This is a genomic window from Bordetella sp. 15P40C-2, assembly GCF_009763235.1.
GTDB lineage: Bacteria > Pseudomonadota > Gammaproteobacteria > Burkholderiales > Burkholderiaceae_B > Bordetella_A.
On sequence record NZ_WSJA01000042.1, the window covers coordinates 295,844 to 305,148 of the forward strand.

The window sequence follows — 9,305 nt, forward strand, 5'->3', positions numbered from 1 at the left end:
CACAGACATCGAACCATGCTGAACCAAGACCACGATTTCCAAGACATCCGTGAAGCCGTACGCGACCTGTGTTCGCAATTTCCCGGCGAGTATTTTCGCAAAATCGACGAGGAACGCGGGTATCCAGAGGAATTCGTCCGCGCGTTGACCGAAGCCGGCTGGCTCGCCGCGCTGATCCCGCAGGAATACGGTGGCTCGGGCCTGGGACTCACCGAGGCCTCGGTCATCATGGAAGAAATCAACCGCAGTGGCGGCAACTCGGGCGCCTGCCACGGCCAGATGTATAACATGGGCACGCTGCTGCGCCACGGCTCCGAAGCGCAGAAACGCGAGTACCTGCCCCGCATCGCCAGCGGTGAACTGCGCTTGCAGTCCATGGGCGTGACCGAACCGACGACCGGCACCGACACCACCAAGCTGAAAACCACCGCCGTGCGCCGTGGCGACCGGTATGTGGTCAATGGCCAAAAAGTCTGGATTTCACGCGTACAGCATTCGGACCTGATGATTCTGCTGGCGCGCACCACGCCGCTGGACCAGGTCACGCGCAAATCCGAAGGCATGTCGATCTTCCTGGTGGACCTGCATCATGCGATCAAAAATGGCATGGAGGTCCGCCCGATTCCCAACATGGTGAATCATGAGACCAACGAGCTCTTTTTCGACAACCTGGAAATCCCCGTCGAAAACCTGATCGGCGAAGAAGGTAAAGGATTCAAATACATCCTGGACGGCCTTAACGCCGAGCGCACGCTGATCGCGGCCGAATGCATCGGCGACGGTTACTGGTTCGTCGACAAGGTCACTGCCTACGCCAAGGAACGCACCGTGTTCGGCCGCCCCATCGGCCAGAACCAAGGCGTGCAATTTCCCATCGCCCGCGCGCATATCAACGTCGAGGCCGCCAGCCTGATGCGCTATGAAGCGTGCCGCCTGTTCGATGCGCACAAGCCCTGCGGCGCGCAGGCCAATATGGCGAAACTGCTGGCCGCCGATGCCTCCTGGGAAGCCGCCAACGCTTGCCTGCAATTCCACGGCGGATTCGGCTTTGCCACCGAATACGATGTCGAGCGCAAATTCCGTGAGACTCGCCTCTATCAAGTCGCGCCCATCTCCACCAACCTCATTTTGGCCTACGTGGCCGAACACGTGCTGGGTCTGCCGCGCTCGTTCTAAATCGCCGCCCGCTGTTTCAGGCCCGCCGCGCGTCGCATCGTGGGACGGGCCTCACGCACCGCTACTCAATCACCCAATCCTACCCGCCATGACCGACAACTCCTCTCCCAGCGCCGTGCTGGCCGCGTTCGCCGCCAACCTGCGCTACGAAGACATCCCGGCCCCCGTCCTGCGACGCGCCGAAGACCTGCTGCTGGATTGCCTGGGGTCCATTCTTGCTGGCGCCAATACCCGCCCCATCCAAGCGATCGAACGTTTCGCCCGCGCAATGGGGCCGGCCGAGGGCGGCGCGGAAGTGCTCGTATCCCGGCGCCAGACCTCGCCGCTGTTCGCCGCGATGGTCAACGCCGCCGCGGCACACGTGGTGGAACAAGACGACGTGCATAACGGCTCGGTCTTTCACCCGGCTGCCGTGGTGTTCCCCCCTGCCCTGGCAGTCGCCCAGGCGCTCGGAAAGTCAGGCAAGGATCTGCTGGTCGCCTCCGTGGCCGGCTATGAAGTCGGTATCCGCGTGGGCGAGTTTCTGGGCCGTTCGCACTACAAGATCTTCCACACTACGGGCACGGCCGGCACGTTGGCCGCCGCCGTCACGGTGGGACGGCTGCTTGATCTGGATGCAGACCAGATGTTGCACGCCCTCGGTTCGGCTGGCACCCAAGCCGCGGGCCTGTGGGAGTTCTTGCGCGACGCGGCGGACTCAAAACAGCTGCACACGGCCAAGGCGGCTGCTGACGGGATTACCGCCGCGTATCTGGCACGCGAAGGCTTCACCGGCGCGCGTCACATCCTCGAAGGCCCGCAAGGCATGGGCGCCGGCATGTCGACCGACGCCAATCCGGCGCGTCTGACCGATCGCCTGGGAGAGCGCTGGGCGCTCGCGGAAACCTCTTTTAAGTATCACGCCTCTTGCCGCCACACCCATCCGGCCGCCGACGCATTGCAGCTGGCCATGCGCGAGCACGGTTTGCGCGCGGCCGACATCGCGGAAGTCATTACCCACGTGCATCAAGGCGCCATCGATGTATTGGGACCCGTGGTGGATCCGAAGACGGTGCACCAATCCAAGTTCTCCATGGGCACCGTGCTTGCCCTGATTGCCCTGAAGAGTCACGCCGGTCTGGCCGAATTCGACGCCGCACCCGGAGACGCCGAAGTCGCCGCGCTGCGCGAGAAAGTGCGCATGGAGCTGGATGCCGAAGTCGATTCCGCCTACCCCGAGCGCTGGATCGGCAAGGTCACCGTCCGCACCACCGACGGACGCACCCTGCACGCGCGCGTGGATGAGCCGAAAGGCGATCCCGGCAACACGCTGTCGCGCGCGGAAATCGAGGAAAAAACGCTGCGCCTTGGCGTCTACGCACAGGCCGCTAGCGAAGCAGAGGTGCGCGAGCTGATCCAGACGATTTGGGGTCTGGAACAGCAATCCCGCGTAGACCGGTTATTGCCCGCCCGGTAATTCCAAGGCTGGCTGCTGGCATCGTTGTCACGCACGAATGTCCCGCGTACCTGCCAGCAGCCACACGGCGCGAAGCCGCGCCGTTCTTGAAGTTCCGTCTAGCGTTGCGCCGAAGTCAGCGCCTCGCGCTGCGCGCGCGTCAGCTGTGCAATGCCTTGTTCGGCTAACCCCAACAGCGCATCCAGATCCGCGCGCGTGAACGTCGCGCCTTCGCCAGTGCCCTGCACTTCCACGAAATGGCCCGCGCCGGTCATCACCACATTAACGTCGGCATCGCAGGCGGAGTCTTCCTCGTAATCGAGATCCAGCACCGCGCGGCCGCCAACCATTCCCACTGACACCGCGGCGACGGTATCGCGAATCGGATTCGTCGCCAGATCGCCACGTTGCATCAACAACGCCACCGCGTCCGCCGCCGCCACCCAGGCGCCGGTGATACTGGCGCAACGCGTGCCTCCATCGGCCTGCAGTACGTCGCAATCCAGATGCAGCGTGCGTTCTCCCAACGCCTGCATGTCGAACACCGCGCGCAGGCTGCGGCCTATCAGACGTTGGATCTCTTGCGTACGGCCGCTCTGTTTACCACGCGCGGCCTCGCGATCGCCGCGCGTGTGGGTGGCACGCGGCAACATGCCGTACTCCGCCGTCACCCAACCTTCGCCCCGGCCTTTCAGAAACGGCGGCACCTTGTCCAACACGCTAGCCGTGCATAGGACATGGGTATTGCCGGCTCGCACCAGCACCGAGCCTTCGGCATAGCGGGTAAAGCCGCGCTCCAGGCTGAACGGGCGCAGCTCGTCCACAGCACGACCAGAGGGGCGGGAAATAAGGGAAGATGACGACAAGGCAGGCTCCATGACAGGTGGTGGCAGTAAATCGCATTGTACGAGGCTGCGGTCGCCACACCGGTCTACAGCATGCGAGTTGCTGGCCCTTCTCGTTGGCTGCAAACCGCGACGTCATCAAGGCCAAGCGCCGCTTTCGGCACGGCATAAGGTATCCTGCGGCCATTGAAATCTAAATTTGCGGTCCGCGCTTTTTCTCTTTCATCAGGACACTTCCATGATTCGCAGCATGACTGCCTTCGGCACCGCCCGCGTCGATCTCGACGCAGGCACGTTGGTACTGGAACTTCGCAGCGTCAACAGCCGTTATCTCGATCTGCATTTCCGTTTGCCAGACGAGCTGCGCCACGCAGAAACACCGCTGCGCGAGTTGCTGACGGCGAACCTTGGCCGAGGCAAAGTCGAGGTGCGTGCCTCGTTCACCCGCAGCGCTGGCGCCGAGCTCACCAAGCTCGATCCCGCTTGGCTGCAACATCTGGCCACTCAGCTCGCGGCCGCGCGCCAGATCCTGCCGGATATCGAAGCACCCCGTCTGGCCGAATTATTCAATTGGCCGGGTCAGCGCAGTAACGAAGCCTTGGACCCGCAAGTCTGGACCGCTGCCTGTCTGCAAGCTGGGAAAGAGGCGCTGGCGCAGCTACAAGAAGGCCGCGCCCGCGAAGGTCAACGCCTGGCCGACATCATGCTGGCTTGCGCCGATGATGTGGAAAAAATCGTGGAATTGGTCAACACGCACCTGCCGCAGCTCTTAGCCGATCATCGCGAAAAGCTCTCCAACAAGCTGCGCGAAGCGATGGAATCCGCCTTTCCGGCAGGCTTCTCCCATATCTCTGGCGCCGAACTCACCGAGCGCCTGGCTCAGGAAAGCAATTTGTTCGCTTTGCGCATTGACGTTGCGGAGGAACTGGGACGCCTCAGCTCGCATCTGGACGAACTGCGCCATCTATTGGGCGGCAAAGCCGGCTCAAGCAACAACGCCGCACAGGCGAAGTCAGGCAAAGCGTCCGCTCAGACGCGACCCACGGGCAGCGCCGGCAAACGCCTGGATTTCCTGTTCCAGGAAATGAACCGCGAGGCCAATACGCTGGGTTCCAAAGCGGGCAGCATGGAAGTCACCCGTGCAGCGATGGACCTCAAGCTGCTGATCGAGCAAATGCGCGAGCAGGCGCAGAATATTGAGTGATATCAGAGGATGTTACCGGGGTCCTTGCCCAAGGCTCGCTTTTCCTGCTCTTGTCTTTCCTTCGCTTTCTCTTTTTTCTCGCCGTCGAAATGCGACTTGATAGCGAAGAACATGCCCGTGAACAAGACGAGCAACTTGAATGTACCGAAGATGATAGGGACCGACCCCATGATTTCCTCAAACCGCTGCTTCAGCAGCCTTACGTACCGCGTACCGGCGCGATAGCGCCGGCCCATTGACCACGACGCGACCCATAAGACGCATCGCGTTTTCCATATTGTAGGGGTTTTCTTCGTAGCGCTAGGCCCCCATGCCGGACCGCCACGCCCTACCGTACGGATTTGACCATGGGATGCGCTTGAAAATGTGTCAGCAGATTCTTCCGCTGTCGCTCTGTCAGGGTGGACGCCTCGATCATCAGCGGCCATTGTGCATGCGCCGCCTTGACGCAGTCGCTTACCGCCTTCGCAGCCGGCTTTTCAGGAATGCGCAGCTGCGCACAAAACGCCCGCAGCACGGCCGGCGACAGCGACGGTTTGCCGGTGGCGTTACGCCGTGGCGCCAGCGCGGGCGGCAGGATGCGCAACGCATGACCCTGGCACGGATGGTAGGCCGAGTACGCGACGATGTCATACGCGGGCGCAAGCGTCGGAGTGATTCCGTCGTGATAGATCAATCCCAAGTTCTTGAGATGCATATCGGGATTGCCGAGCATTTCGTTCACCGTCATGCGACGCAATAGCTCGTGCACAGCAGGCTCGCCTAGCGACGGAAACGCCATCATCACGGCCGCCACGTCGAGATAGCTCGCGGCCTGATATTTCTGTTCCGGCATCGCGCCCAGCACTTGGGCAAAGTCCTCGCAATGAATGCGGCGGCCGGGCTCTCGGTCATAGCGCACCACGGCCAGAAATTGCGTGCGCGCATCCGCGTCGCCCAGATCGTAGCCATGCTCGGCGACCAGATTCTCCAGGGGCTCCAGGTAAGCTTGGCAAATCTGCACGCCTGCTGCTTCGGCCAGCTGCAAGGACAACGCCTCCAATTCGGGTAACAGTGGCTGCCCTACCACGGGCAGTTTCGCAATGATGTGTGTGTCGTGTTCACGCGTGCGTCCGACGTAACGCTGCCCTTCCTTGATCACGCCCAGCTTGGGTTGCACGCCGGATAGGGACACCCCCTCTTCCATTGGATCGGCGGTGACGGTCATCTCCAGTGCGTCCTGGTTTTGCGTCACATACTGTGCAAGCTCGTTGCGCGACAGCTCCACGGGTCGTGCATACACATTGCCCGGCAGATCCCCCCCGCAGGCGGCCAGCATCTCGAAATGGTCCCTGGGATCGCATCCGCGCACCCTCGCCACATGGTCACGAAAGACGCCCTCGGGCAATAGGTTCTGGAAAAAGGCGGGTAGCAGCCAACCATTTTGCGGCGAATAGCGACCATTTAAAGGCTCGCTGCGCACATCGGCCCAAAACGCCGCCTGATCTTCCGGGCTAGCGGCCAAATAAGCGGCCGAGATCACCGGCGCTTCCGTGCGCCGCGCAAACGCATCGTCGGCGACAAAGCGGGTGACGACGTCAGCGCCCTGCATGCGGTATTGAAACAGTACGCCAACGCGTTGCTTGCCGATATAGATTGCCAATGCTTGAACGTTCATGGCTCTTCGCTCCACCGGCGACGCGCCATCTCGATGCGAGTCGGCACTTTAGGCTTGGCCACAGCACCGGCTTCGACGGCAGCGGCCGCCCCCTTCGGGACGAGCAGCAGTTCCAGGCCGAGCCGGTCCGCGAGGGCAAGCAGCGTACTGACTTTGAAATCCTGCTCGCCGCTGAACACATTAGTGAGCGTGCGTTGAGAAATGCCCGCCGATTCGCGCAATTGAGCTTGGGTGTGCCCTTGCTCCCGGAGCCGAGTTCGAAGGATATTGGCGATTTCTGGAAGGGTTGTCATGGGCGGCGTTTTTGCACGACGCGCTGCAAAAAATCGTGCAAAGTAGCAATATAGTAGTGTTTACAGGTTTTTTACTACTTTAATGCTACTGAAGCAATCGTCATAGGAATTGAAGATGGCAATAAAGTAGTTTTTTAGAACTTTCTACTACTTTAGTACCATCATTGAAACGCGGTCTCCATAAATGTACGCAGCTTGCGTGAGTGCAAGCGCTCAGACGGCATATCACGCAGCCGTTCCAGCGCCCGGATCCCAATCTCCAGATGCTGATTAACCTGATTCCGGTAAAACGCGCTAGCCATTCCAGGCAATTTCAACTCGCCATGCAAAGGCTTATCCGACACACATAACAAAGTGCCATAGGGCACCCGAAACCGAAAACCATTCGCCGCGATGGTTGCCGATTCCATATCCAGCGCAATTGCCCGCGACTGGGTAAACCGCCTCACCAACTCATCATGATCGCGCAGTTCCCAATTCCGGTTGTCGATGCTGGCGACCGTGCCCGTCCGCATAATGCGCTTCAGCTCCCAGCCTGAGAGCCCCGCCACTTCCTCGACCGCCTGTTCAAGCGCCACCTGCACCTCCGCCAGCGGCGGAACCGGAACCCAAGTCGGCAGATCATCGTCCAACACGTGGTCTTCGCGCACATAACCATGCGCGAGCACATAATCGCCCAGCCGCTGCGAATCCCGCAGGCCCGCGCAATGCCCCAACATCAACCACGCGTGCGGACGCAACACGGCAATATGGTCTGTGATCGTCTTCGCATTGGAAGGCCCCACCCCGATATTGACCAGCGTAATCCCGGAATGGTTGGCGCGCACCAAATGGTAAGCCGGCATCTGCGGCAGCCGCACGCCACCGGGTGGCGCCAGCTCAGGCGACTCTCCGCGCCGTGTAATGCGATTGCCGGGCTCCACCAGCGCCTCGTACTCACCCTGGCCGTCAGCCATCATCGCGCGCGCCCGAGCGCAAAATTCGTCCACATAGAACTGATAATTCGTAAATAGGACGAAGTTCTGAAAGTACGACGGTGCTGTCGCTGTGTAATGCTGCAAGCGATGCAAGGAATAATCCACCCGCGGTGCCGTGAACGGCGCCAATGGACGCGGCTCGCCCTCCCGCCCTTGCCACGAGCCATTAACGATCGCATCGTCGGTCACCGCGAGATTCGGCACATCGAACAGATCCCGCAACGGCCGCCGCATGCCTTCCAGCCGCTCACCCTCGACATACGCCCCTTCCGGAAATGCGAAATGCAAGGGAATTGGCGTTTGCGACTCGCCTACCTCGATGGCAACTCCATGGTTCTGTATCAACAGTCCGATTTGCGCCAAGAAATACTCACGGAACAGCTTAGGTTGCGTGACAGTGGTTTGATAAATACCCGGCTCAGCGACGTGGCCGAACGATAGACGCGTATCAATGGGATCGTAAGTATCAACCTTGATCCGGATGGCGGGATAGCAGGTGCGCACCCGATCTGGCAGGTCGTGGCCCGCGACAACCTGTTGAAACCCATCTCGGATATAGGCCGTGTTCCGCTCATAGATCGCCGTCAATCGATCCACCGCTGCCTCGGCATCGTTGAACGCCTCGAACTCCCAGCGAGGTGGAAAACCCAATGAACCACCAGAAAAGTCAACTGTCATTTTTTATTTTCTGCAAAGTTGCCATGCCTTCAAGCATAAGCCGAAGTTAAGACAACGCAATGACTGTCTCCAAGCCGCCTGGAAAATGCTTCGATATGTTTCTATCTGGTTAGTATTAACCCCGAAATGCAAAAAAAAGTCATTCATGTACAATCCTGCCTGGCTTAGTTGTTCCGCCGCCACACTTTCGCCGGCCTGACGTAGTCAGCCCTCTTTCCGCCCACTCCGATTTTCTGAAGTGTCGCAATGACTCCACCGACGCGAAAAGCACGTACTGCCCGTTCCCTTTTCACCGCATTTTTCAGCGCCCCGCTCCTAGCTTTGGGGCTTTCTTGTTCCCTCCCCGCTCACGCCACGATCATGGCCGAAGCCATCCCTTCGGTTCAGGGCCTGCGCATGGTCGACGCCCTGACGGTGCCCAGCCTGCCAGAAATGGTTGTGCAAGCCGGATTAGAAGCGATTGGCACCCCCTACGTTTGGGGTGGGGATGATCCCGACGCTGGTTTCGACTGCAGCGGCCTGACTCAATTCGTCTACCGTGAGATTGTCGGCGTCGAGTTGCCCCGTACCGCGCGTGAACAGCGCCGCAAGGGTACCAGCGTTAGCAAAAAAGAGCTAAAGCCCGGCGATCTGGTTTTCTTCTCGACGACGCGACGCCGTGGCGTATCGCATGTCGGCATTTATATCGGTCAGAACCAATTCGTCCACGCCCCTACACGTGGTTCCACCGTGCGAATCGATAGCCTCGACAACAAATATTGGTCGCGTCACTACGTCGCAGCCCGACGCTATATCGAAGCCCCGGCCGAGACGCCCATGCCCGAGGTGCGTATGATCGCCCAGGCAGACCACCAATAAACCGTATCCGACGGGTGCGTGAGCCCTCGCCGGCTCAGCGCGCCACGAATCGGCAAAAGAAAAGGGAGCGATCAGCTCCCTCAGTCTGCTGACAAACCCTCCCGTAAAACGGAGGGTTTGTTCATAATAGAGGGATGTTAAAAGCCCCGACTGCTTACCAGCACGAGCTGGAGATGGTGACG

9 protein-coding genes are annotated in these 9,305 nt (G+C 60.3%); 4 read left to right on the top strand and 5 right to left on the bottom strand.

Annotated features, from left to right (window positions below; translation table 11 throughout):
* The first annotated feature begins 15 nt into the window (after positions 1 to 15).
* The gene (locus tag GOQ25_RS17500; protein WP_160351752.1) at positions 16 to 1,176 is read left to right on the top strand and encodes an acyl-CoA dehydrogenase family protein; all 1,161 of its coding nucleotides are present in this window, start codon (positions 16 to 18) and stop codon (positions 1,174 to 1,176) included.
* A gap of 88 nt (positions 1,177 to 1,264) precedes the next feature.
* Entirely contained in the window at positions 1,265 to 2,632 is a 1,368-nt protein-coding gene (locus tag GOQ25_RS17505) for an MmgE/PrpD family protein (protein WP_160351753.1), read from the top strand.
* Positions 2,633 to 2,730: 98 nt separating this feature from the next.
* On the opposite strand, the gene rph is transcribed toward GOQ25_RS17505, so the two are convergent.
* Positions 2,731 to 3,489: a ribonuclease PH gene (rph, locus tag GOQ25_RS17510; protein WP_160351754.1), complete on the bottom strand. Its 759-nt coding sequence runs from the start codon at positions 3,487 to 3,489 to the stop codon at positions 2,731 to 2,733.
* 205 nt (positions 3,490 to 3,694) lie between these two features.
* On the opposite strand from rph, the gene GOQ25_RS17515 reads away from it, so the two are divergent.
* Entirely contained in the window at positions 3,695 to 4,660 is a 966-nt protein-coding gene (locus tag GOQ25_RS17515; RefSeq protein ID WP_160351755.1) for a YicC family protein, read from the top strand.
* A gap of 2 nt (positions 4,661 to 4,662) precedes the next feature.
* Here GOQ25_RS17515 and GOQ25_RS19430 read toward each other — a convergent pair whose 3' ends face one another.
* The 4 genes from GOQ25_RS19430 to GOQ25_RS17530 form a co-directional block, all read right to left on the bottom strand.
* Positions 4,663 to 4,830, bottom strand: coding sequence for a hypothetical protein (locus GOQ25_RS19430; protein WP_202109520.1), 168 nt, complete (start codon positions 4,828 to 4,830; stop codon positions 4,663 to 4,665).
* A gap of 158 nt (positions 4,831 to 4,988) precedes the next feature.
* Positions 4,989 to 6,317 (bottom strand): type II toxin-antitoxin system HipA family toxin, encoded by a 1,329-nt coding sequence (locus tag GOQ25_RS17520; RefSeq protein WP_160351756.1) that lies wholly within the window; start codon positions 6,315 to 6,317, stop codon positions 4,989 to 4,991.
* Positions 6,314 to 6,610 carry a helix-turn-helix transcriptional regulator gene (locus tag GOQ25_RS17525; protein ID WP_160351757.1) on the bottom strand — a complete coding sequence of 99 codons (297 nt, stop codon included), beginning with the start codon at positions 6,608 to 6,610 and terminating at the stop codon, positions 6,314 to 6,316. Before GOQ25_RS17525 ends, GOQ25_RS17520 begins: the two co-directional genes overlap by 4 nt.
* Positions 6,611 to 6,771: 161 nt before the next feature.
* Positions 6,772 to 8,265 carry an AMP nucleosidase gene (locus GOQ25_RS17530; protein WP_160351758.1) on the bottom strand — a complete coding sequence of 498 codons (1,494 nt, stop codon included), beginning with the start codon at positions 8,263 to 8,265 and terminating at the stop codon, positions 6,772 to 6,774.
* Positions 8,266 to 8,511: 246 nt separating this feature from the next.
* Between GOQ25_RS17530 and GOQ25_RS17535 the strand changes: the two genes are divergently transcribed.
* Complete coding sequence (locus GOQ25_RS17535; RefSeq protein ID WP_160351759.1) at positions 8,512 to 9,123, top strand: C40 family peptidase; 612 nt, start codon at positions 8,512 to 8,514, stop codon at positions 9,121 to 9,123.
* Positions 9,124 to 9,305: the final 182 nt, after the last annotated feature.

What these genes read in the sequence shown, in the direction of transcription:
- GOQ25_RS17505 (WP_160351753.1), top strand. Translation starts at nt 1,265, where the DNA reads ATGACCGACAACTCCTCTCCCAGCGCCGTGCTGGCCGCGTTCGCCGCC.
- GOQ25_RS19430 (WP_202109520.1), bottom strand. Translation starts at nt 4,830, where the DNA reads ATGGGGTCGGTCCCTATCATCTTCGGTACATTCAAGTTGCTCGTCTTG.
- GOQ25_RS17500 (WP_160351752.1), top strand. Translation starts at nt 16, where the DNA reads ATGCTGAACCAAGACCACGATTTCCAAGACATCCGTGAAGCCGTACGC.
- GOQ25_RS17535 (WP_160351759.1), top strand. Translation starts at nt 8,512, where the DNA reads ATGACTCCACCGACGCGAAAAGCACGTACTGCCCGTTCCCTTTTCACC.
- GOQ25_RS17520 (WP_160351756.1), bottom strand. Translation starts at nt 6,317, where the DNA reads ATGAACGTTCAAGCATTGGCAATCTATATCGGCAAGCAACGCGTTGGC.
- GOQ25_RS17515 (WP_160351755.1), top strand. Translation starts at nt 3,695, where the DNA reads ATGATTCGCAGCATGACTGCCTTCGGCACCGCCCGCGTCGATCTCGAC.
- GOQ25_RS17530 (WP_160351758.1), bottom strand. Translation starts at nt 8,265, where the DNA reads ATGACAGTTGACTTTTCTGGTGGTTCATTGGGTTTTCCACCTCGCTGG.
- GOQ25_RS17525 (WP_160351757.1), bottom strand. Translation starts at nt 6,610, where the DNA reads ATGACAACCCTTCCAGAAATCGCCAATATCCTTCGAACTCGGCTCCGG.
- rph (WP_160351754.1), bottom strand. Translation starts at nt 3,489, where the DNA reads ATGGAGCCTGCCTTGTCGTCATCTTCCCTTATTTCCCGCCCCTCTGGT.